Source organism: Bacillus cereus group sp. Bce041, from assembly GCF_052646455.1.
Genome location: NZ_JBQXON010000006.1, coordinates 139,728 through 163,134 on the forward strand (window position 1 = coordinate 139,728; position 23,407 = coordinate 163,134).

Below are 23,407 nucleotides of genomic sequence, written 5' to 3' on the forward strand. Positions count from 1 at the left end.
GTAATTTTCATTTGGAAATGCAGTCATATCAAGGTTGTAAGCGTATAACATAGGCTGTTTTTGCTGTCAAGTTGATAAATTGCAGCTTTTTACAATTTATACTATGATAAAGATATTAACAGAAGATCGTATAAACATGAGGGATGATGAACATGAAATTTACAAAGATTCTTGTCCAAATTGCTGCTCTTTACGTGTTTTATATGGTTGGAACTTGGGTGCAAGAAATGTTAAATATTCCGATTCCAGGAAGTTTGATTGGAATGTTCCTCTTACTTGTTTTACTTAGCCTAAAAGTTCTGCCAGTGAAATGGTTCGATTTAGGAGCAGAAACACTCGTTGCTATTATGCCGTTTTTATTAATTCCGCCAACGCTTGGCCTAATGAATTACGGTGCTTTTTTTATGAGTAAAGGAATTTCTCTTTTCATTACAGTTGTAGCGAGTACATTTTTAATTATTATTGTCGCAGGACATACAGGACAATATCTTGCGAATAGGAAGGAAAGAGAGTCGCGATGAGCCAAATATTAATCGGAATCGGTTGGGTTCTTTTTACGGTGCTATTATATCAATTATCTAAAAAAATCTATAAATTATTTCCAACACCATTCACCATTCCAATGCTTGTAGCAACTGGATTAATGGCTTTCCTATTTATCGTGCTTGATATACCATATCAACATTATATGGAAAGTGGTGGTGGCTGGATTGCAAAGCTACTTGGACCCGGTGTTGTAGCATTTGCAATTCCTCTTTATAAACAACGCCATGTTCTGCAAAAATATGTTGTACCGATTGCTGGCGGGGTATTAGTAGGTACAACAGTTGCAATCGCTAGTGATTTTGCGATTGCTTCACTTATGGGAACGGATAAAAGCTTAATCTTATCGTCTTTACCAAAATCGGTGACAATGCCAGTTGCGATGAGTGTTTCAGAGCAAGTCGGTGGTGTACCTTCCTTAACAGCAGCTTTCGTTGTTATCGCAGGTATTACTGGAACGATTACAGGACCCCTTTTATTAAAATGGAGCCGTGTTACAAACTCAGTTGGTAAAGGTATCGGATTTGGATGTGCTTCTCATATTATGGGCGTGATGAGAGCGATGAAAAATAACGAACATGAAGGTGTTATTGGATCGGTAACAATGACATTAACAGCAATTTTGACATGTTTACTTGGACCGTTATTTGCGATGATGTTTATGTAATAGAAGAAAAGCGAGAGCGCCTCTATAGCTCTCGCTTTTCTATAGAATTTATGCTACAGTTACAATAACTGAATCTTTGTAGGAGGTACGCCAAGTGCATACGTTATTATCAGTTTTACTTATTATTGTATCGATTTTAATGATTGTTATGGTACTTATGCAATCTAGTAATAGCTCAGGCCTTTCAGGTGCAATTTCAGGCGGTGCGGAGCAATTATTTGGTAAGCAAAAGGCACGTGGAATTGAAGCGGTATTAAACCGTATTACAATTGTTTTAGCTGTATTGTTCTTTGTATTAACAATTGGTGTTACGTACTTCAATTTATAGAATTGAAAGAAGAAGCGTTAGTGAATGGTACTAATGGTTCTTCTTTTTTTGTTTTGCTATTTGAAAGATGTTTCTAATTAGATTATAGAAATACAAATATGGTACACTAGATATAGAAAGAATACGACTAGATTACAGAAGAGAAAGAGGAGAAATACATGATGAAATTAGCATCTCCGAAACCATTTACATTTGAGGGTGGAGACCGCGCTGTTTTATTACTACATGGATTCACAGGGAACTCAGCTGATGTACGCATGTTAGGGCGTTTCTTAGAAAAGAAGGGCTATACTTGTCATGCGCCAATTTATAAAGGGCACGGTGTACCACCAGAAGAGCTTGTTCATACAGGGCCTACAGATTGGTGGCAAGATGTAACGGAGGCATATCAGCTTTTAAAAGATAAAGGTTTTGAGAAAATTGCTGTTGTTGGATTGTCACTTGGCGGCGTATTTTCTTTAAAATTGGGTTATACAGTACCGGTTTTAGGTGTAGTACCAATGTGTGCACCTATGTATATTAAGAGCGAAGAAACGATGTATCAAGGTATATTGGCATATGCCCGCGAATATAAAAAACGTGAGCAAAAATCACCAGAACAAATTGAACAAGAAATGTTGGAGTTCCAAAAGACACCGATGAATACATTAAAAGCATTACAACAATTAATTGCTGACGTACGTAACAATGTGGATATGATTTATGCGCCAACATTTGTTGTACAAGCACGTCATGACGAAATGATTAATACAGATAGTGCTAACATTATTTATAACGGTGTAGAATCTACGTTAAAAGACATTAAATGGTACGAAGACTCTACGCATGTCATTACACTTGATAAACAACGTGACGAGCTACATGAGGATGTATATAACTTCTTGGAGCAACTAGATTGGTAAGATCTAGTTGCCTCTTTTTTTCATAAGGAATTTTTTGTGAAAACTGTAAAAATCATAAGGGGAGTATTGAAGTTTCACTTTATACATCCTCTATCTTTCGGATACACTAAATAATATAAGGTTTTAAAGGAGGTATTTTTGCTTGGAAGAAATCATACAAGAACATATTGATAAGTTGTTATTATTTATGAGAGAAGAAGCGTATAAACCGCTAACGATACAAGAGTTAGAAGAGGCATTTGGGATTGAAGGTTCTGAGGGCTTTAAAGATTTCGTAAAGGCACTTGTAACGATGGAAGAAAAGGGACTCGTTATTCGTACTCGTAGCAACCGTTACGGTCTTCCTGAAAAGATGAATTTAGTAAGAGGTAAGTTAATTGGACATGCACGTGGTTTTGCATTCGTTGTACCAGATGAGAAGAAAACGGGAGACGATGATCTTTTCATCCCGCCTACAGAATTAAACGGTGCACTTCATGGCGATACAGTATTAGCACGCCTTAGTTCTCAATCAAGCGGTTCACGTCAAGAAGGTTCAATTGTACGCATTTTAGAGCGTGGAACGAAAGAACTAGTTGGTACATATACAGAATCGAAAAACTTTGGGTTCGTTATACCTGACAATAAGCGCTGGACAAGTGACATTTTCGTATTGAAAAGTGCATCTATGGGCGCTGTAGAAGGTCATAAAGTAGTTGTGAAAATTACGAGCTATCCAGAGAATCGTTTAAGTGCAGAAGGTGAAGTTATTCAAATTCTAGGTCATAAAAATGATCCAGGAGTAGATATTTTATCTGTCATTCATAAACATCACTTGCCTTTAGCGTTCCCTGAAGAAGTGATGGAACATGCAAACAGTGTACCAGAAACGATTTCAGAAGAAGATTTAAAAGATCGCCGTGACCTACGTGATCAAATGATCGTAACAATTGACGGTGCAGACGCGAAAGATTTAGATGACGCTGTTACAGTAACGAAGCTAGAGAACGGTAACTACAAGCTTGGCGTTCACATTGCGGATGTAAGTCATTACGTTCAAGAAGGTTCTCCAATTGATGTAGAAGCAGCGGAAAGAGCGACGAGTGTGTATCTTGTTGACCGTGTAATTCCGATGATTCCACACCGTCTATCTAACGGTATTTGTTCATTAAATCCGAAAGTAGACCGTCTGACATTATCTTGTGAAATGGAAATCAACAACTTAGGTGATGTTGTTAAACACGAGATTTTCCAAAGTGTGATTAAAACGACAGAGCGTATGACTTATGCTGACGTAAGAAGCATTTTAGAAGATGAGGACGAAGAGTTAATTAAGCGTTATGAGCCGCTCGTACCGATGTTTAAAGAGATGGGTCAATTGGCACAAATTTTACGTGAAAAACGTATGCGCCGTGGTGCAATTGACTTTGACTTTAAAGAAGCGAAAGTATTAGTGGATGAAGAAGGAAAACCGACAGACGTTGTCATGCGCGATCGTTCTGTATCAGAGAAGTTAATTGAAGAATTTATGCTTGTTGCGAATGAAACAGTAGCAGAGCACTTCCACTGGATGAACGTACCATTCATGTACCGTGTCCATGAAGATCCGAAAGAAGATAAGCTTGAGCGTTTCTTCGAGTTTGTAACGAACTTCGGATATGCAGTAAAAGGACGTGCGAATGAAGTGCATCCTCGCGCGCTACAACAAATTCTTGAAATGGTTCAAGGACAGCCAGAAGAAGTAGTTATTTCAACAGTTATGCTTCGTTCTATGAAGCAAGCTCGTTACGATGCGGATAGTTTAGGACATTTCGGTTTATCAACTGAGTTCTACACACATTTCACATCACCAATTCGTCGTTACCCAGATACAATTGTTCATAGATTAATTCGTGAATACATTATTAATGGTAAAGTCGACAATGAAACGCAAGCAAAATGGCGTGAAAAATTACCTGAGATTGCAGAGCATTCTTCTAATATGGAACGTCGTGCTGTTGAAGCAGAGCGTGAAACAGATGAGATGAAAAAAGCAGAGTATATGGTTGATAAGATCGGTGAAGAGTATGACGGTATGATTAGCTCTGTAACAAACTTCGGTTTATTCGTAGAGCTTCCAAATACAATTGAAGGTCTTGTACACGTTAGTTATTTAACGGATGATTACTACCGTTATGACGAGCAACATTTCGCTATGATCGGAGAACGTACAGGAAACGTATTCCGCATCGGTGACGAAATTACAATTCGCGTTATTAACGTAAACAAAGACGAGCGTGCAATCGACTTTGAAATCGTTGGCATGAAAGGCACACCTCGCCGTAAGTTCAAAGATCGTCCAGTCGTTATCGAGCAGCCAAGAACAGGCAGAAAGAAACGCGGTGGACGTAGCGAGCGCAGTAATGAGCGCGGCGGTGAACGTGGCACAGGTAGAAAATTTGACCGTGGTGGTAAAGGAAAAGGAAGAGGATCTGCATCCGCTTCTGCTAGCCAGCCGGGAAAAAAAGATGGTAACGGTAAGAAGAAAAAAGCATTCTTCGAAAACGTACCAGGATTCAAGAAGAAAAAGAAAAAGCGTAAGTAAGAAAAGGATGGCTTCGCTTTGATGAAAAGCGGGGCTTTTTCTTTTTTTTGGTGGCTTGAGAGCGAGCCACTTTCGCTTTTAATGGAATCCAGCTACAGTGGCTAGAATGTTCGGCGGCTTCGCTTCTTCCCGAGAGGCAAAGAGCGCCTCAAGGTCAGAAGCTCCATCCATCTCACATTCTGAGCGAGCCACTTTCGCTTTTTATTAACATTTGTTACAATAGTAAAAATAGAGGAGGGACGTTATATGCCAAAGGGTACAGGTAAGGTTATTGCACAGAATAAAAAAGCATTTCATGATTATTTCATCGAAGAAACATACGAAGCAGGGCTTGTCCTTCAAGGAACGGAAATTAAGTCGATTCGCGCTGGACGCGTAAACTTGAAAGATGCGTTTGCACGTGTACATAATGGTGAAGTATGGGTTCATAATATGCACATTAATACGTACGAACAAGGGAATCGTTTCAACCATGATCCACTTCGTACGAGAAAATTACTTCTGCATAAAAAAGAAATTGATAAACTAGCGGGCGCTGCGAAAGAAACAGGTTACGCATTAGTTCCACTTAGAATTTATTTGAAAAATGGATTTGCAAAGATGGCACTTGGTTTAGCAAAAGGTAAGAAGCAATACGATAAACGTCACGATTTAAAAGAGAAAGAAGCTAAACGTGAAATTGCACGCGCGTTCCGTGATCGCCAAAAGATGTAATACAGATATTTACATTTGTAAAATGGAGCGCGTATGTTATAATAATTTATGTAAGGTTGTTGCACATTGAAAAACAGCTCTTAGTAGCTATCACGATATTTTCTTCGTATGCTCCATTTTTATCATGGGGACGTTACGGATTCGACAGGGATAGTTCGAGCTTAGGTTGCGAGTCGAGGGGATCGGCCTCGTTAAAACGTCAAAGCCTATAATTGGCAAACAAAACAATCTTTCTTTAGCTGCTTAATTGCACTAAAGGTTCCTCCCTCCATCGTCCATGTGGTAGGGTAAGGGACTCAAACTAAGTGGACTACGCCGGAGTTCGCCGTCTGAGGACAAAGGAAGAGAACAACCAGACTAGCAACTTGGAAGCCTGTCGATAGGCCGAAGAGTTCGCGAAATGCTAATATATCGACTACACTCGTAGAAGCTTAAGTGCCGATATTTTTGGACGTGGGTTCGACTCCCACCGTCTCCACCAATACATATTTGGTGGTTTTTTTATTTTGTATGATATGAACCATAACTTTGCCAGGTTGGCAAGGTTATGGTTCTTTTTGTTTGTGGTTTTATAGAATGCTGAAGTTGATGGGACGATATCCCTGAAATAGAAAATGAAGAAATGGTTATTGACGATAAGCAGGTAGATAATATAGCTGCTAGTAAACGCCCAATTGTTGAGTTCTTATTATTTTTTCACTTTATTCGAATCTTCATATGTTTTGTGTTTTTATCCATACCTATTGTAAGATTATATAGAGTTCTCCTAATAAACTGTTTTAATGGATTATTTAGGGGTTTTAAATTTATAAATCTTAAATTATTTTTTCGGGATAATTTTTTTATCTAAATAATTTATATTGAAGTAGAGGTGAACCATCGGTGAAGCAGGTGTTGGTGATTAAAAATGAACGGTCTTCAGCAAAGAAAATCGTAAGCGGTTTAACGCAAGAAGGTTACTTCATTTTAAAACTTCACAATGAAAACGAAGGTTTAAATATAATATATGAACAAGATTGGGATATTATCATATTGAATTGGGATTCATTAAGTATATCTGGACCAGAAATTTGCAGACAAATACGACTTGTTAAAACGACACCGATCATTATTGTGACTGACAATATTTCTAGTAAGGATTGCGTAGCAGGGTTACAAGCAGGAGCAGATGATTATATAAGAAAACCATTTGCGAAAGAAGAATTAGTAGCAAGAGTTCAAGCAATTTTAAGGAGAAGTGATTGTAACCAGCAAAAGGAGATAAACTTTTTTCAGTTTAAAGATCTCTTTGTTGATGCATCTAGCAATATTGTGAAAAAAGGTGGCAAAAACCTCTCGCTTACTAAGCGGGAGTACGATTTACTTGTATTTTTAATCAAGAATAAAAACACAATATTGAGCCGTGAAATGCTTTTGAATCAAGTATGGGGATATAATATAGTAGTAAATCCAAATGTAGTAGACTTATATATTGGGTATGTAAGAAAAAAGTTAAAGTGCGAGAAGAAAGAGAGATATATTCAAACGATACACGGCAGAGGCTATTCAATGATTGAATGATAAAATAAGGTAATAGAAAACGAGTAAAACTATTTCATTCAGTTTTACTCGTTTTTTTGTTAAATGTGATAATCAAATAGTTTCTGAGAAATATTAATAGATGAAAACTGTAAAAAGAATATTTCTATCAGGCAATGGATTATTAAAACATTAGCTATTAATGAGCATCTTTTGGGTAGTGTGGAGGGGACGAGTTGAGACCAGATCTACTGAAAGTGTCTACTCGAAAAAAATCGACACGCTCTGAAGAATAAAGGTTAATCAACACGCCCGACTTCATATATTACTTTGTTTTCCTGATTTTATGAATTCACACCATTCACAAGATTTTCACAGAATTAATGACTATACTAATTAACAGGATGTTCAAATGAAAATGATTATCAATAGCGATTCAATTGAATAAAAGTTACTTTCTAATTCAATCTATGGATGTCATCATTTTCGAAATAAATCACACTATAAGGAGTATACATATGAAAAAATCTATGCTTTTAAAATTAGTGAGTATTCTAGCAGTTTTCACTTTAATGTTAGTAGCTTGCTCAGATTCAAGTAAAGAAACTTCGAAGGCTAATAATAAAGATAATGGTAGTGATAAGCCAAAAACGGTTGAAATCACTGATGCTCATGGAACTGTTAAAGTCCCTGTAAACCCAAAGAATGTAGTTGCTTTGGATAACAGAACGTTTGAAACTTTATCTGATTGGGGAATTAAATTAGCGGCTGCTCCAAAGGATATTATGCCTGCTGATTCAGCATATAAAAAGGATGAAAAAGTTCAAAATATTGGGAATCACCGTGAACCAAATCTAGAAATTATTGCAGCGGCAAATCCTGAACTTGTAATTGTTGGTCAAAGATTTGCTGACCATTACGAAGAAATCAAAAAATTAGTACCAAATGCAGCAGTTATTGATCTTAATTTTGATGTTTCTGAGAAAGCTACTAAGCCTGGCGAAAACTTAGTAAAAGGACTTAAAGATTCTACAGTTACTTTAGGAAAAATCTTTAATAAAGATAAAGAAGCTAAACAATTAGTAGCTGATTTTGATAAATCTATTGAAAAAGCAAAATCTGCTTATAACGGAAAAGATAAAGTTATGAGTGTTATCGTTACTGGTGGTAATATTGGTTTTGCTGCGCCACATTCTGGTCGTGTTTGGGGACCAATGTATGAAATTTTCGGTTGGACTCCAGCGTTAGAAGTTTCAAATTCTACTGCAGGTCATAAAGGTGATGACGTTTCTGTTGAAGCTATTGCACAAACAAATCCTGATTGGATTTTCGTATTAGATCGTGATGCTGCAACATCTGATGCAGCTAAGTCAACACCTGCTAAGGATGTTATTTCTAAATCACCTGCTCTTCAAAACACAACTGCTGTTTCTAAAAAACAAGTTATTTATGCACCAGAAGATACCTACACAAATGAATCAATTCAAACTTATATAGAGTTATTTGGAAATATGGCAAAAACTTTAGCTAAGTAGTGTAAAGGGGTACGAAACAGTGTCAAAAAATATGATTTCTAGGGTTGAGAATATTTCTCAACCCCAGTTTTATAATCAAAATAAAATATGGACAAAACCTTTTATAATAGCAGTTATAGTTGTTATAATTTTAGGGGTTATATCACTGTTTACTGGAGTTTATGATATACGTGGACAAGAGGACGGGACAGAGATGTTTTTCATAACTCGTGTTCCGAGAACAGCTGCATTAATGCTTACTGGAGCTGCGATGGCGATGGCAGGGCTCGTCATGCAACTCATTACACAGAATCGCTTTGTTGAACCTACTACAACGGGGACTATTGAATGGTCAGGCTTAGGCCTGCTTTTTGTGTATTTATTATTTCCTGCCCCGACTTTAGTTCAAAGAATGACTGGTGCAATCATTTTTTCTTTTATAGGAACTATGATTTTCTTTCTATTTTTAAGAAGAGTTAAGCTTCGTTCGTCTTTAATTGTTCCGATTATTGGATTGATGCTTGGAGCAGTAATTTCTGCAGTGTCTACTTTTTTAGGACTCCTTTTTCAAAAGACGCAAAGTATTGAAACTTGGTTTGTCGGTTCATTTGCTAACATTCAGGTGGGAAGATATGAATATTTATGGCTGATTGTTATCATTACTTTTCTTATTTTTATGTATGCTAATAGATTGACTTTAGCTGGACTAGGAGAAGATGTCGCAACAAGTCTTGGAGTTAATTACAATAGAATTGTTCTTTTTGGGACTGCTCTTATCTCTGTTGCAGTTGGAATTGTTGCAGCTGTTATTGGACACTTACCTTTCTTAGGATTAATTGTGCCAAATATCGTTTCAATGTTTAGAGGTGATGATCTTAGGAGTAATTTACCTTGGGTTTGTGTGATCGGAATGGGATCAATAACTGCCTGTGACATCATTTCTCGAACAATTATACAGCCTTTTGAATTACCTGTTTCTTTAATACTTGCAACAGTGGGAGCAGTCGTGTTTATTACTATTTTATTGAGACAAAGAAAACCAAGGAGGCTACGATGATCACATTAGAATATAGAAAAAAAGAAAATGTCGAAATCGATTCTAGCCTTCATAATGAAAGTAGATCAGCTAGCGCTTTTCGGTCTAAGAAGGAAGCAAGACGTTATTGGATTTTACTGATAACATTGATTGCTTTAGGTCTTCTTTCTTCATATGGCCTTTTAGTTTATAACAATCCAGTTCCGATAGATTCACCTTCTTTTATCCCAGTTGTTAAGAGAAGGATAGTAGCTATTGTTGCAATGATTATTGCTGCGGTTTGCCATAGCTTGTCGACAGTTGCCTTCCAATCTATTACGAATAATAAAATTATTACTCCATCGCTTTTAGGTTTCGAATCACTTTATTCAGCAATTCAAACGAGTACAGTATTCTTCTTTGGTGCTAGTGCGTTAATAAATTTTAATGGAATTGGATCATTTTTATTCCAAGTTGTTGTTATGGTCTTCATGAGTTTGATACTTTATGGATGGTTACTTTCCGGCAAATACGGGAATTTACAACTTATGCTTTTAGTTGGAATTATTATTGGTACCGGGCTAAATTCTGTGTCAACTTTCATGAGAAAACTACTTGCGCCTTCAGAATTTGATATTTTACAAGCAAGATTATTTGGTTCTGTTAATCATGCAGATCCTGCATATTTTCCTATTGTAATTCCTATGATCATAATTGTAGCAGTATTAATTTTTGCTCATTCTAAGAATTTGAACGTTTTGTCACTAGGAAAGGATGTTGCTACTTCTTTTGGAGTTAAATACCAACCTAGTGTAATTTATACGCTTGTATTAGTAGCTATTTTAATGTCCATTTCAACAGCTCTAATTGGGCCACTTACTTTCTACGGCTTTTTAGTGGCAACTTTGAGTTATCAGGCAGCGTCAACTTATGATCATAGATATATTTTTCCGATGGCTTTTGCTATAGGATTTTTAATAATGACGAGCGCATACTTTTTAATGTATCATGTATTCCATGCTCAAGGTGTAGTTTCAGTTATTATTGAATTATTTGGTGGAATCATATTCTTAACTATAGTTTTAAGGAAGAGGGCTTTATGATAAAAATTGATAATGTTAAAAAGTTCTATACTGATAAGGTAAAAATAGGACCTTTGGATATTGAAATACCAAAAGCAGGCTTTACTTCTTTAATTGGACCAAATGGTGCTGGAAAGTCAACGACACTTTTGATGATTGGCAGACTTTTAGATATGGATGAAGGCCAAATTCAGGTAGCAAATATGGATGTTTCTGAATCCAAATCAAAAGACTTAGCAAAAGTTTTGACTATATTGCGACAAGAAAATCATTTTGTAACTAGGCTTACTGTGAGACAACTAGTTGGATTTGGGCGCTTTCCTTATTCAAAGGGAAGATTAACTAAAGAAGATGAGGCTATCATCTCTAAATATATCGATTTCTTAGATTTAACTAGTTTAGAGAATAGATATTTAGATGAGCTTTCTGGTGGTCAAAGACAAAGGGCATATGTAGCGATGGTATTGTGCCAAGAGACGGAATATGTACTTTTGGACGAACCTTTGAACAACCTTGATGTTGCTCGTTCTGTTCAAATGATGGAGCATTTAAGACGTGCAGCTAATGAATTTGGAAGAACAATTTTGACGGTTATGCATGACATAAATTTTGCAGCTAAATACTCGGATAAAATTTGTGCTATGAAAGATGGACAAATTGCTGCTTTTGGAACAGTAGAAGAGGTTATGGACTCAACACTTTTGACAGATATTTTTGAAACAAAAATAGAAATTATTAATGGTCCTTATGGGCCAATAGCAGTTTATTAGTTGTAAAATGTCTTGCGCAGATTATGCAAGCCACTCTAGTTAAAGTTGCTGTCTGTATTTTATAGGCAGCAGCTTTTTTTATGTGATTACTTATAAAATGCAAAAGAATGCTTCACCTTTTCAAGTATGTACCAAACGAAAAAAATATCTCTGTATAACTTTTTAAAAGAATTCAGCTTGTTTTTTTATATGTAATATTGCATATCAGAGTGTATTGATAAAAGTGTAAGGGGTCACTATAATGAGGGCATAAAGATAAATCAAAATTTCGTAGCAATAAAAAGGAGGAAATAATATGGAAATCGCAATGGCAGTTTTAAAATTTGTAGGTGGCGTAATCCCGTTAATTCAAGAACTTTTAAAAGCATTTATATAAATTTATTAGTTAGCAATCATTATTATATTTTACTAAAAAAAGAACGGGGTGATTTTTCTGAATATTAAGAAAAATACTAAAAGAAGAAAGTTCCTTGCATGTTTATTAGTTAGTCTATGCACTATTAATTATTCATCTATTTCCTTCGCAGAAACACAAGCAAGTAATGCAACTGATGTAACCAAAAATGCTAGTGGCATTGATACTGGTATAGCAAATCTTAAATATAATAATCAAGAGGTTTTAGCTGTAAATGGTGATAAAGTAGAGAGTTTTGTTCCGAAAGAAAGTATCAATTCAAATGGTAAATTTGTAGTAGTAGAACGCGAAAAAAAATCACTTACAACGTCACCAGTCGATATTTCAATTATTGATTCTGTAGTGAATCGCACGTATCCAGGAGCTGTACAACTTGCAAATAAAGCTTTTGCAGACAATCAACCGAGTTTATTAGTGGCTAAGAGAAAGCCTTTGAATATTAGTATAGACTTACCGGGCATGAGAAAAGAAAATACAATCACTGTCCAAAATCCGACATATGGTAATGTAGCTGGAGCAGTAGACGATTTAGTATCTACTTGGAATGAAAAGTATTCTACAACACATACGTTGCCTGCAAGAATGCAGTATACGGAATCCATGGTTTATAGTAAATCGCAAATCGCAAGCGCTCTTAATGTTAACGCTAAATATCTTGATAACAGTCTAAACATTGATTTTAATGCGGTTGCAAATGGAGAGAAAAAAGTGATGGTAGCGGCGTATAAGCAAATATTTTATACGGTAAGTGCTGAACTACCTAACAATCCATCCGACCTTTTTGATAATAGCGTTACTTTTGATGAGTTAACTCGAAAAGGCGTAAGTAATTCGGCTCCACCTGTTATGGTTTCAAATGTAGCTTATGGTAGAACGATTTATGTAAAATTAGAAACAACATCTAAGAGCAAAGATGTACAAGCTGCTTTTAAAGCCTTACTTAAGGATAACAGCGTTGAAACAAGTGGACAGTATAAAGATATTTTTGAAGAAAGTACCTTTACTGCTGTAGTATTAGGCGGAGATGCGAAAGAGCATAACAAGGTTGTTACTAAAGATTTCAATGAAATCCGAAATATTATTAAAGATAATGCTGAATTAAGTCTTAAAAATCCAGCATACCCAATTTCATATACAAGTACTTTCTTAAAAGATAATGCAACTGCTGCTGTTCATAACAATACAGATTATATTGAGACGAAAACTACAGAATATTCAAGTGCTAAAATGACACTTGATCATTACGGTGCTTACGTTGCTCAATTTGATGTATCTTGGGATGAATTCACATTTGACCAAAAGGGTAACGAAGTACTAACACATAAAACATGGGATGGTAGCGGAAAAGACAAAACGGCTCATTACTCTACAGTTATCCCTCTTCCACCGAATTCAAAAAATATAAAAATTGTAGCAAGAGAATGTACAGGTCTTGCATGGGAATGGTGGAGAACAATTATTAATGAACAAAACGTTCCATTAACAAATGAAATAAAAGTTTCAATTGGAGGAACAACATTATATCCAACAGCTAGTATTAGTCATTAAGTATAAAAAAAGCGCCCTATAAGTAGGGCGCTTTTTTACTTAGTCACAAATTTTATTCCTCTATTTGCCGGGCAGCCCGATTGATGAGGGCTGATTAATAATGTAATTCCTAATATAGTTAATCGGCGTTGATTTACTTCTTCACGTAAAATGGATTGAAATGAAATTCCTATTACTTGGACAAGTGTTGCTAAAAGTGTGGCAATTGGAGGAATAAAACTTTATGTTCCTTTGTTTTGGGCCAACTTAAGAAACTTTTGTAAAATGATAGGATTACAAAAATGTAATGTGGGTGTAAGGAAACTGGATTGTACCATCTTTATGGTTAAAGCATACTTAAGGTAAGGAAGATTTATATTTTAACGGGTATAAATCTTACAAGTAGAATAGAAAGGTTAGGTATTACCATATGAAATGGATCATGAGAATTTTTGTGTTATTAGCTATAGTAGGAGGTGCTTTCTACTATATGAAGTCAGGGAATGGATACTATTTGACTAAACAATATTATGTAAAAGTAACGACTGATTCTAAAGTAGAAAACGAAAAATTGAGTAATGGAGAAGTTCTTACGTATCATGTTTACGATGAGAAGGTGTACGATAAAAAAGGGGAAGAAAGAGAACTGAAAATTTCCTTGCAAAATGAATTGGAAAAAAATCAATATTATTTGATTGATTGGGAAGATCGCCGTGGGATTGTTTCTAAAATAGCTAAAGTGAATCAAGCAAAAATAGAAAAAGGTATTTTAGATAAGTTGAACGCAAATTCATAATATTTCAGGATAAGTTAATCAAAAGCTGTGTTGGCGTAAGATTTATAAGAAAAAGGTATTGTAGCAAAAATAAAAGAGATTATTATAAAACAAAAAAGACCGAACCGTCTGGTTCTGTCTTTTTTTAGGAATGAAGAATGAATTTTACAAATGATGTGCACAAAGCTGGATTGCTACAATTGGGATGACATGTATGAATAGTGGACTGTAACACTTATGTAGATGGTTTGCAGAGATATAAAATCAATATAGAAGAGGAGTATTATTCTAGATGACTTATGTAACTACAATTTTATCAATAGCGGGTATCGTTATCATGTCTTTAGCGAGGATTAATTTTAAAATAAGGGCGTTTGCTAATAAACCAGCTTGGGGTGGCTTCACTCTTCCCTTAATTCTAATTGGATTTATTTTATTTTGTATCGGTATGTTTTTAGGTTTTGTAAATCATCAACTATAAGGTGGAAATATTGTGAAGACGAAAAGCTACATGTTTTTCGTCTTTTCGTTCTCTTGCTTAATAAGAAAGATCCTGCAACTCAGTACAGGATCTTTAATCAAACGTATTTAAAAACTAAATTGTGGTTTCATATCACCTTTATAAGGTTCATGTTCAACGAATATGGTGATATCTTTACCTGCTTGATCTTTACCAGTTCTTTTATACGTAAATTTCTTATTATTTAGTTCAGTAAGTTCAAGAGCTGCACCGTATTTGTTATTTCCAATTGAAACATGGGCTCTTATTTTATTTTCGTGTACAACATCGAAGTAGCCATAGTCACCGCGGCTTTGACCTGTTTCGCTATTGAAGAACTCATATTTATTAGACTTGTCATCGAATTTTGCTAGACTTATAAAATTCGAATTAAACTGTGTTACATCATTACCAGCTTCATCTACTACTTTTGTTCCGTGCCAAAGGGTACCGCCTAAAATTTTATCTCCATCAACGTTTTTAACAATATCTCCTGTAGTCGTGTTCAGCTGCTTGTCCGGATCAGTGAAAGAAAGTTCTTTTTCTTTATATGGGACATGTTCAACGAAAACTTCTACATCTTTACCGTTAGCGTCTTTACCCATTCGTTTATAAGTAAATACATTTTTATTTAGTTTTGTCATGTCAACGACAGCTTGATACTTCATTGATTCTGAAATTAATATTCTCTTCTTCCCATCATTTGTGACAAAGAAAGTGCCTTTATCGCCACGACTTGCACCTGTTTTAGCATCAAAAAATTCATATCTGCCTGACTTCGCATCATATTTTGCAAGACCAATGAAGTTTGCATTCTCTTTTGTTAAGTCATTCTTATCTTTGTCATACACTCGTGTACCTTGCCAATTTGTCTCGCTAAGAATATTAGCCATTTTTTGCCCTTTAGTTAATTTATTTTCCTTTTTTGTTTCTTTAGCAACTTGTTCTTGTTTTTGTTTCCCATGATTTTCTTCAGCTTTAGTACCAGCACACCCTGTTAATGCTAATGTGAATCCGAGCAGTACGGATGATAGTGCTTTTGCTTTTTTGTTCATGTTTTATCGTCTCCTTATTTTATGATTTCAAGTAGTACGGTTAGCGATTATAGTAGCAGTGCGTCATATATGAACTTAGTTGCTACGTTTCTTATGTTAATCCCCGACTATAAACTGCCTCTAAATAAAACATTAAAAAAAGATAAACTAATTCCTAAAAAATGTTCATATTTATAAAAAATCGCTAGCTTGCTGTAGTGCCTACGAGTAATCCAAAAAATACATTGTAAAGAAGAAGGAAAGCCGCTAATAATAATGTAATTGATAATTGTAGCTATGCGGAAGTAATAACGTTGTGAAACGATTTTGGGGTATATAGTTTCAGTGTGAAAAAAGTGAAAGTTGCTATAAGTACAAATGGATTTTGTGGACTTCACGGCAAAGTTATAGATAGAGTGGCATTGCAGGGTTAAAAACCATAACTTTGCTGGAGGAGCGGGTTATGGTTTTTTTATGAGGAAATACGATTTTAAGTTTTTGCTGAAGGTGTTTTTCTAGGATATGCTGTGAGTGATTGGAGTGAGGTAGTGTCAGATATTGTCGACCAATCGATATATTGGAAAAATCGTTGATATATTGTGAGTTATGATAGATATATTGAAAAAATCGTTGATATATTTGTAAAGGGGTGTTTGAGGTGATTGTGAAAGAAAGAAAAATGCCGATTTATATAAGACAGTTAGAAGCACTGCTTAGAAGGTTACCTGTACATCATCCAAAACGAAATTTAATTGGAGAAAACTTGGCAAAACACATGGCGGGGTATAAAGGGGAGCAAGCAATTGATTATCCACTTAGTTTTATTTCTGAGAAAGAGTATAGTGTTTTACATGATGTTCGCTTATCTAATCATGATCAATACTTTCAAATTGATACTATTATCATTTCCACAAAGTTTCTTCTTTTTCTTGAGATAAAAAATATAGCAGGTACATTAATGTTTGATGCAAAGTTTAATCAACTTATCCGAATAACAGAAGGAAATTCAGAGGGATTTCCAGATCCGGTTTTACAAATAAAAAGGCAAGAAATACAATTAAAGAAATGGTTAAGCTTACATGGATTTTCCTCTAGTCTTCCAATCGAGTCCCTCGTTGTTATTAGCTCGCCTCGTACCATTATAAAATCTTCAGATGACAATCTTCTTCATACAATTATTCATAGTGCAAATTTACCTCATAAAATAAAGTGGTTTGAAAGTAAATATAAGAGAAAAGTTATAGATAATGTAGATAGGCTCATTCATCAAATAATAACGGAGCATTCTCCACTTCAACAAAATATACTTGAGCAATATAAAATAGAAAAAGAGGAGTTGTTAAATGGAGTACAATGTGAGAAATGCTTAGTTATTCCAATGGTTAAAGTGAAGAAGGGCTGGCGTTGTACAAGTTGTAAAGATTTTTCAAAAGTGGCACATGAGGATGCTATACGAGATTATGCATTGCTCATTAGTACGACATGTACGAACGGTAATTTGAAAGAGTTTCTCCATGTTTCGTCGGGTATGGTTGTAAACAGAATGCTCCACACACTAAATCTCCCCTACACTGGCAACAACAAAGGACGAATATATGATTTAACTTCTTTCCAATCGTAATTTTGCTATAATAAATAAGTACTTATACGAAGGGGAGTCTAAAGAGAAAATGAAGTCATTTAATATCGATCATGTTATAGCTAGTGTTTTGCAATGGATATTAAATATAGCTTTAATTATATTATCCATTGTGTTATCGATTTTCTTAGTGAATGAGACAATTACGTTTGTGCAGTATATTTTTTCGGCAAAAGAGTATACGTCTTATAAATTGGTTGAAAGTATCATCGTCTATTTCTTATACTTCGAGTTCATTGCATTAATTATTAAGTATTTTAAATCGAACTATCATTTCCCGTTACGTTATTTTATTTATATCGGAATTACGGCCTTAATTCGATTGATTATTGTGTCTCATGAGGAACCGATGGAGACGTTATTATACGCAGGAGCAATTCTTGTTTTAGTTATTGCTTTATACATATCGAATATGAGAGATTTGAGAAAAGAGTAGTAGTGCAGACGTAAGTTTGCACTACTTTTTTACGTCTTGACCTTCAAGTTGCTTGAAAGTTTACAATGAAATTAGGGCGTTTGAAATCGAAAAAAATTGAGAAATTAAGTGAAGAGGTTTCTTTTACTTGGAGGTTATAGGAATGAATCAGGAATTGAAGTTACGTCCATTGGAACGAGAAGATTTAAAGTTCGTACACGAACTGAATAATAATGCGCATATTATGTCGTATTGGTTTGAAGAGCCATATGAGGCATTTGTGGAGCTGCAAGACTTATACGATAAACATATACATGATCAAAGCGAACGCCGATTTATCGTTGAGAAAGACAATGAAATGGTTGGATTAGTTGAGTTAGTAGAAATCGATTATATTCATCGTAGAACAGAATTCCAAATTATTATTGATCCGAATTATCAAGGATATGGTTATGCAGTAGAGGCGACGCGTTTAGCAATGGATTATGCTTTCGCTGTATTAAATATGCATAAGATATATTTAGTTGTGGATAAGGAAAATGAAAAAGCAGTACATGTTTATAAAAAAGTTGGGTTTATGGTAGAAGGTGAGCTTATCGATGAGTTTTTCGTTGATGGTAACTATCATAATGCGATAAGAATGTGTATGTTTCAGAAGCAATATTTTGAAAACAAGTAGTTGAAAGATTCGGAAGTAATGTTGACGCTTCGTAAAAACGTATGCTAAAATCCCTTTTAAGTATTAAGGAAGGTGCAGAATATGCTTTATATAAAATTTGTAAAACTCATTAGAAAACTTTGCTCCGCACAAATGTATACGGTGAAGCGTTGTACGGAGCTTAATCAAGGGGTATAAATCCCCTATATTCATCGGCTGAATAACTTTTCTAAAAAAGTATAGTTTATCTATGCTTATTTCGTTATGGTTTTTCAGCTGGTGTATAAAATAGATTAAGGGGCCATAGACAATGCTTTGTCTATGGCCCTTTGTGTATATTATTCCGATGAGTCTTTACTATAAATTGGAGTAGTATAGGAAAAACCATGAAGCAGAGGGCTAGTGTCGAATGACGCTATCTCTCTGCTTTTTTTAATTTCAGGAAAAGAGGAATAAAAATGAGTTTACTTAAAGTTGAAAGTTTATCACATAGTTTTATAGATAAAGTATTATACGAAAATGCTTCTTTTGATTTGCATAAAGGGGAGCATATGGGAATTGTTGGACAGAATGGTGCAGGAAAAAGCACATTAATGAAAATATTGGTGGGGGAAATTATTTCTGATAAGGGAGACATAAAGTGGCAACCAAATATTCAAATTGGACATCTTGATCAATACGCAGAAATTGATGAGGGTTATACCATTTCTCAATATTTAAAGAGAGCCTTTTATGATTTGTATGAAATGGAAAAGAGAATGAACAAGTTATATGAAGAAAGTGCGATGACCGGAGATGAAAATCAACTATTGAAAGCGGCAGAAATTCAAGGACTGCTCGAGGCTCATGATTTTTATTCAGTAGATAGTATTACGAATAAGGTGGCATCCGGCTTAGGTATTGATGTGATTGGGATGGATCGTGTTATTGGTGAATTAAGCGGAGGGCAGCGTGCAAAGGTAATTTTAGCGAAGCTCTTATTAGAAGAGCCTAATATTTTATTACTAGATGAACCGACGAATTTTCTTGATAAGGAGCATGTGGAGTGGCTTGCTAATTATTTAATGAATTTTGAAGGAGCGTTTATTGTCGTATCACATGATTTTGATTTTCTGGAAAAGGTAACTTCTTGCATATGTGATGTAGAGTTCGGAACAGTTAAGAAGTATTACGGCAAATACTCAGATTTTGTAAGACAAAAGGAGCATTTGCGAAAAGATTATATTCGCCAATATTATGCACAGCAAAAGAAAATTGAAAAAACGGAAGAGTATATTCGTAGAAATATTGCTGGGGTGAATTCAAAAATAGCGCAAGGTCGTAGAAAACAATTACAGCGTATGGAAAGAATTGCGCCACCAAGTTTTACTCATAAACCGTCTATTCATTTTCAGGAACTTCCCATTTCAGTTCAGACAGTTCTTGAAGTAAATAACCTTGAAGTTGGTTACGACTTCGCTCTCTTACCAAAGTTGAATTTTTCAGTAATGGGTAGGCAAAAACTTGTTATTACAGGTTTCAATGGAGTAGGAAAATCTACTTTATTAAAAACAATCGTTGGAAATATTGATAGTATTTCTGGAGAGTTTCACTTTTCAGAGCAAATAAAGATTGGATATTATGAGCAAGATTTAAATTGGAGCAATGATTCTTTAACGCCGCTTCAAATTATTTCAGAACAGTTTCCTAAACTGAATATGAAGGAAATACGCCATCATTTAGCTGCGTGTGGAGTGAAGGATACGCACGTTTCGCAAGAAATTCGTACGTTAAGTGGTGGTGAACAATCGAAGGTGAAACTGTGCGGATTATTATTATCACCTTGTAACTTATTAATTTTAGATGAGCCGACAAATCATTTAGATGCAGAAGCGAAGGAAGCTTTGCAAAAGGCGCTAATTAAGTTTAAGGGCAGCATTATACTCGTATCTCACGAAGCGAGTTTTTATCTTGATTGGGCAGATAGCATCTTTCATATAGAGACAGGAATAGTTAAGGGGGTGTGAAACATATGAGTGAAAACAATTGGAAAACGAAAATTATATTATTTTTGACCGCTCAAACTATTTCGTTGTTCGGTTCCTCTCTCGTACAATACGCGATTATATGGTATATCACCCTTACAACATCATCAGGAGTGATGTTGACTATTTCAACTGTTTGCGGTTTTCTACCACAAATTGCGATATCTTTGTTTGCAGGTGTTTGGATTGATCGTTATGAACGTAAAAAGATGATTATGTTATCGGATGGAATTATAGCGATTGCGACGTTAGTTTTAGCAATTTTATTTTTAACAGGATATAAAAGTATTTGGTTACTTTTTATTGTGTTACTCATTCGTTCAGCTGGAACAGGAGTACAAACGCCAGCTGTGAATGCATTAATTCCGCAAATCGTTCCGAAAGAGTATCTTATGAAAGTAAATGGAATAAATAGCAGTATTACATCTTTAATTATGTTTCTTTCTCCAGCAGCAAGTGCGGCGATTCTTTCTATTGCCAGCATTGAAACAACATTTTTTATTGATGTTATTACGGCTATGATTGGAATTAGTATTATGCTTATCATTCAAGTAGAGGGACATGTGAATGCAGAGAATAAGCAAAAATCTAATCTACAAGGAATTAAAGAAGGATTCTCTTATTTAAAAGAAAATGTATTTATTAAAAGGCTAATCGTTTTATTGATTATCATCATGATTTTAATAAGTCCAGCTGCTTTTTTAACACCTTTAATGGTAACTCGTTCTTTCGGGGCCGAAATGTGGAGACTTACTGCTAGTGAGATGACCTTTAGTGCTGGTGCGGCAGCTGGTGGCGTATTGATTGCCGCGTGGGGTGGTTTTCGTAATCGTATGCATACAACAGCGCTAGCTTGTGCATTATATGGACTGCTTATGATTGGACTCGGAATAGCACCGATATTTATTATGTATTTAGTATTTAATTTTTTAATTGGTATAACAATGCCGTGCTTCAATACACCAGTTACTGTGTTATTGCAGGAAAAAGTAGAACCATCAATGCACGGACGGATGTTCAGTCTTGTACAAATTGCGAATTCATGCGCGCTTCCTCTAGGAATGATAATATTTGGGCCATTGTCGGATATGTTTAGTGTAGAGATTTTGTTAATTTATGCTGGGATATTCGTGCTATTTTGCGCAATGTATATTGTATTAAGCAAGAGGTTTGAAGTGTAAATATTTATAATACAGAGGGTTTGCGAAGTGATTTAATATGCTTCGTAAACCTTTTTGTTATTATTCTAGTCAATAATTATTTATTGTTAAACGATAAATAATTATTGACTGTTAATGTTTTTTTGGATAATATGATGTTAAGAATCTAAGGAGAATTACATGAGTAGAGGAGAATGTGAAATGAAAAATAAATACGTAGTAGCTATTTCTTTCATGATTTTAGCGATTATTTCTTTAACTATACATGCTTCAAACAGTAAAGTAGGAGCGGATGGATTCCTTGAAGAACCTTTCTTTTTCCTAGTACCGATAAGTTATGTATTGTTCCTTAGTGGTATTGGCGTATTATTATTTGGATTTATTACTTCAAAGCTGAAAAAGGGCAATAAATAGGGGTTACCAATAGGGACAAAATACTCACTATGAAATAGAAACATACCATATGGAAGAAAAAGAATAAGTGAGATGAATCATGATGAACCATCATTTTTATAATGGAAGACAAGTAGGAGCAGCTATTACGCTGGCTGGGGCACAGGGAACAATTCATGCTATGAATCAAGCTATTCAAATGCAACAACAAGCATATTTTGCACAAATGATGCAAAGTCAGTATATGCCGTATTCACAGCTTCCGATGCAAATTGTACATTACGATGTACATCCAGCTGGTTTATTTTCTATTCCATATGGCGGGACATATTTCTTATGAAAGAAAGCGACTCAATAGAGTCGCTTTTTTTCATATTCCGCCTAGCTTCATTCCAAGGAATGCGAAGAGGATACCAATTATGTACGTAGCGCTTAAGTATAAAAGGAAAGTGCTAATATTTTTTCGATTGAGAAGTTGAACGGCTTCTAGTTTAAACGTAGAAAATGTAGTGAATGCACCCATAAATCCAGTACCTAATAATAGTTGCCAGCCTGTAGTAACTCCGTTGCCGATTATATATCCAAGTAAAAACGCCCCTGTTATATTAATAAGGAATGTAGCAAGTGGAAATTGTGTTTTATTTCTTTTCTTAAACCAATTGCTAATTGCAAATCGTGTAATCGCACCGAAAAATCCTCCTGTTGCGACTAATAAGGCTTCTATCATGAGTAATCACCTTCCGTAAGAGATTTCTTAATTAAGAAATCTCCAAGTGTATAGCCAAGGCCAGACATAATGAGGCCACCAAGTATGCTACATGATACATATAAGAAGGCTATGCTCCACTCAGAATGATTGATCAATTGCACAGTTTCTACACTAAATGTTGAAAAAGTCGTAAAGGAACCGATGAATCCAGTTCCGATGCCTGTGATGACCTCTGAAGGTAAGATGTTTAGCCGGGCGATATAAGTAGTTAGCCACGCTAAGAAGAAGCAACCGATTAAGTTAATGAGTAATGTTGCTAATGGAAATGAATGATGCCAAAATGTGGTGATATTAAGACCTAAATAATAACGAGAAAGAGCTCCTAATATACCGGCAATGCCGACGATAATATAAATCAATTTTCTCACCTCTTTAAATAGATTGCTCAAAAAAATAGACTCCTACCAGTATGTATACTGGTAGGAGTCATTAGCTAAGCAGCGTTTATGGCGAACTCCATCGCCTAGGATTATTACATATAGT

24 protein-coding genes, 1 other RNA gene and 1 riboswitch are annotated in these 23,407 nt (G+C 35.2%); of the genes, 22 read left to right on the forward strand and 3 right to left on the reverse strand.

Going from position 1 to position 23,407, the window contains the following annotated elements:
• Nucleotides 1-152 precede the first annotated feature (152 nt).
• The 15 genes from ACUN13_RS19975 (at nt 153) to ACUN13_RS20045 (ending at nt 14,814) form a co-directional block, all read left to right on the forward strand.
• A complete protein-coding gene (locus tag ACUN13_RS19975) occupies nt 153-521 on the forward strand; it encodes a CidA/LrgA family holin-like protein (protein ID WP_000673222.1) in 369 nt (122 codons plus the stop codon).
• Nucleotides 518-1,210, forward strand: coding sequence for an LrgB family protein (locus ACUN13_RS19980; protein WP_000078304.1), 693 nt, complete (start codon nt 518-520; stop codon nt 1,208-1,210). The genes ACUN13_RS19975 and ACUN13_RS19980 overlap by 4 nt, the downstream gene beginning before the upstream one ends.
• A gap of 94 nt (nt 1,211-1,304) precedes the next feature.
• Nucleotides 1,305-1,538, forward strand: a complete 234-nt coding sequence (gene secG / locus ACUN13_RS19985) for a preprotein translocase subunit SecG (RefSeq protein WP_000557264.1) — start codon at nt 1,305-1,307, stop codon at nt 1,536-1,538.
• 161 nt (nt 1,539-1,699) lie between these two features.
• The gene (gene estA / locus ACUN13_RS19990) at nt 1,700-2,440 is read left to right on the forward strand and encodes a carboxylesterase (RefSeq protein WP_000761986.1); all 741 of its coding nucleotides are present in this window, start codon (nt 1,700-1,702) and stop codon (nt 2,438-2,440) included.
• Nucleotides 2,441-2,582: 142 nt separating this feature from the next.
• On the forward strand, nt 2,583-5,003 hold the full coding sequence (gene rnr / locus ACUN13_RS19995) for a ribonuclease R (protein WP_000391100.1): 2,421 nt from the start codon (nt 2,583-2,585) through the stop codon (nt 5,001-5,003).
• A gap of 246 nt (nt 5,004-5,249) precedes the next feature.
• Nucleotides 5,250-5,717 carry an SsrA-binding protein gene (smpB, locus tag ACUN13_RS20000; protein ID WP_001123919.1) on the forward strand — a complete coding sequence of 156 codons (468 nt, stop codon included), beginning with the start codon at nt 5,250-5,252 and terminating at the stop codon, nt 5,715-5,717.
• 126 nt (nt 5,718-5,843) lie between these two features.
• Nucleotides 5,844-6,198, forward strand: a transfer-messenger RNA (tmRNA) gene (gene ssrA, locus ACUN13_RS20005).
• A 401-nt stretch (nt 6,199-6,599) separates the two neighbouring features.
• Nucleotides 6,600-7,277, forward strand: coding sequence for a response regulator transcription factor (locus ACUN13_RS20010; RefSeq protein WP_445423930.1), 678 nt, complete (start codon nt 6,600-6,602; stop codon nt 7,275-7,277).
• Nucleotides 7,278-7,753: 476 nt separating this feature from the next.
• A complete protein-coding gene (locus ACUN13_RS20015; RefSeq protein WP_000749449.1) occupies nt 7,754-8,770 on the forward strand; it encodes a siderophore ABC transporter substrate-binding protein in 1,017 nt (338 codons plus the stop codon).
• Nucleotides 8,771-8,789: 19 nt separating this feature from the next.
• Nucleotides 8,790-9,806, forward strand: a complete 1,017-nt coding sequence (locus ACUN13_RS20020; RefSeq protein WP_025118104.1) for an ABC transporter permease — start codon at nt 8,790-8,792, stop codon at nt 9,804-9,806.
• Entirely contained in the window at nt 9,803-10,867 is a 1,065-nt protein-coding gene (locus ACUN13_RS20025) for an iron chelate uptake ABC transporter family permease subunit (RefSeq protein ID WP_000631245.1), read from the forward strand. Before ACUN13_RS20020 ends, ACUN13_RS20025 begins: the two co-directional genes overlap by 4 nt.
• Nucleotides 10,864-11,616 carry an iron ABC transporter ATP-binding protein gene (locus tag ACUN13_RS20030; protein ID WP_063548995.1) on the forward strand — a complete coding sequence of 251 codons (753 nt, stop codon included), beginning with the start codon at nt 10,864-10,866 and terminating at the stop codon, nt 11,614-11,616. Before ACUN13_RS20025 ends, ACUN13_RS20030 begins: the two co-directional genes overlap by 4 nt.
• Nucleotides 11,617-12,040: 424 nt before the next feature.
• Entirely contained in the window at nt 12,041-13,579 is a 1,539-nt protein-coding gene (gene alo / locus ACUN13_RS20035; protein WP_257115765.1) for an anthrolysin O/cereolysin O family cholesterol-dependent cytolysin Alo, read from the forward strand.
• A gap of 409 nt (nt 13,580-13,988) precedes the next feature.
• Nucleotides 13,989-14,354: a YxeA family protein gene (locus ACUN13_RS20040; RefSeq protein ID WP_078400853.1), complete on the forward strand. Its 366-nt coding sequence runs from the start codon at nt 13,989-13,991 to the stop codon at nt 14,352-14,354.
• A gap of 271 nt (nt 14,355-14,625) precedes the next feature.
• Nucleotides 14,626-14,814, forward strand: coding sequence for a hypothetical protein (locus tag ACUN13_RS20045; protein WP_000222858.1), 189 nt, complete (start codon nt 14,626-14,628; stop codon nt 14,812-14,814).
• A gap of 107 nt (nt 14,815-14,921) precedes the next feature.
• Here ACUN13_RS20045 and ACUN13_RS20050 read toward each other — a convergent pair whose 3' ends face one another.
• A complete protein-coding gene (locus ACUN13_RS20050) occupies nt 14,922-15,887 on the reverse strand; it encodes a DUF4822 domain-containing protein (RefSeq protein ID WP_445423931.1) in 966 nt (321 codons plus the stop codon).
• A gap of 643 nt (nt 15,888-16,530) precedes the next feature.
• Here ACUN13_RS20050 and ACUN13_RS20055 point away from each other — a divergent pair.
• From ACUN13_RS20055 to ACUN13_RS20085, 7 genes are all read left to right on the forward strand, one after another.
• Entirely contained in the window at nt 16,531-17,487 is a 957-nt protein-coding gene (locus tag ACUN13_RS20055; protein WP_257116107.1) for a nuclease-related domain-containing protein, read from the forward strand.
• Between the two features lie 49 nt (nt 17,488-17,536).
• Nucleotides 17,537-17,941: a phosphate-starvation-inducible protein PsiE gene (gene psiE, locus ACUN13_RS20060; RefSeq protein ID WP_000834708.1), complete on the forward strand. Its 405-nt coding sequence runs from the start codon at nt 17,537-17,539 to the stop codon at nt 17,939-17,941.
• A gap of 142 nt (nt 17,942-18,083) precedes the next feature.
• Nucleotides 18,084-18,599, forward strand: a complete 516-nt coding sequence (speG, locus tag ACUN13_RS20065) for a spermidine N1-acetyltransferase (protein ID WP_001071095.1) — start codon at nt 18,084-18,086, stop codon at nt 18,597-18,599.
• A 437-nt stretch (nt 18,600-19,036) separates the two neighbouring features.
• Nucleotides 19,037-20,584, forward strand: coding sequence for an ABC-F family ATP-binding cassette domain-containing protein (locus ACUN13_RS20070; protein ID WP_257115763.1), 1,548 nt, complete (start codon nt 19,037-19,039; stop codon nt 20,582-20,584).
• A 5-nt stretch (nt 20,585-20,589) separates the two neighbouring features.
• Nucleotides 20,590-21,783, forward strand: a complete 1,194-nt coding sequence (locus ACUN13_RS20075) for an MFS transporter (RefSeq protein ID WP_257115762.1) — start codon at nt 20,590-20,592, stop codon at nt 21,781-21,783.
• 180 nt (nt 21,784-21,963) lie between these two features.
• A complete protein-coding gene (locus tag ACUN13_RS20080; protein WP_025118109.1) occupies nt 21,964-22,176 on the forward strand; it encodes a DUF3955 domain-containing protein in 213 nt (70 codons plus the stop codon).
• A 79-nt stretch (nt 22,177-22,255) separates the two neighbouring features.
• Complete coding sequence (locus tag ACUN13_RS20085) at nt 22,256-22,495, forward strand: DUF3947 family protein (protein WP_000980930.1); 240 nt, start codon at nt 22,256-22,258, stop codon at nt 22,493-22,495.
• A 30-nt stretch (nt 22,496-22,525) separates the two neighbouring features.
• On the opposite strand, the gene crcB (ACUN13_RS20090) is transcribed toward ACUN13_RS20085, so the two are convergent.
• Together crcB (ACUN13_RS20090) and crcB (ACUN13_RS20095) are read right to left on the reverse strand one after the other, a co-directional pair.
• Entirely contained in the window at nt 22,526-22,882 is a 357-nt protein-coding gene (crcB, locus tag ACUN13_RS20090; RefSeq protein WP_000568587.1) for a fluoride efflux transporter CrcB, read from the reverse strand.
• Nucleotides 22,879-23,283: a fluoride efflux transporter CrcB gene (crcB, locus tag ACUN13_RS20095; protein ID WP_000639315.1), complete on the reverse strand. Its 405-nt coding sequence runs from the start codon at nt 23,281-23,283 to the stop codon at nt 22,879-22,881. The genes crcB (ACUN13_RS20090) and crcB (ACUN13_RS20095) overlap by 4 nt, the downstream gene beginning before the upstream one ends.
• A 54-nt stretch (nt 23,284-23,337) precedes the next feature.
• Nucleotides 23,338-23,397: riboswitch (Fluoride riboswitch) on the reverse strand.
• Nucleotides 23,398-23,407 lie beyond the last annotated feature (10 nt).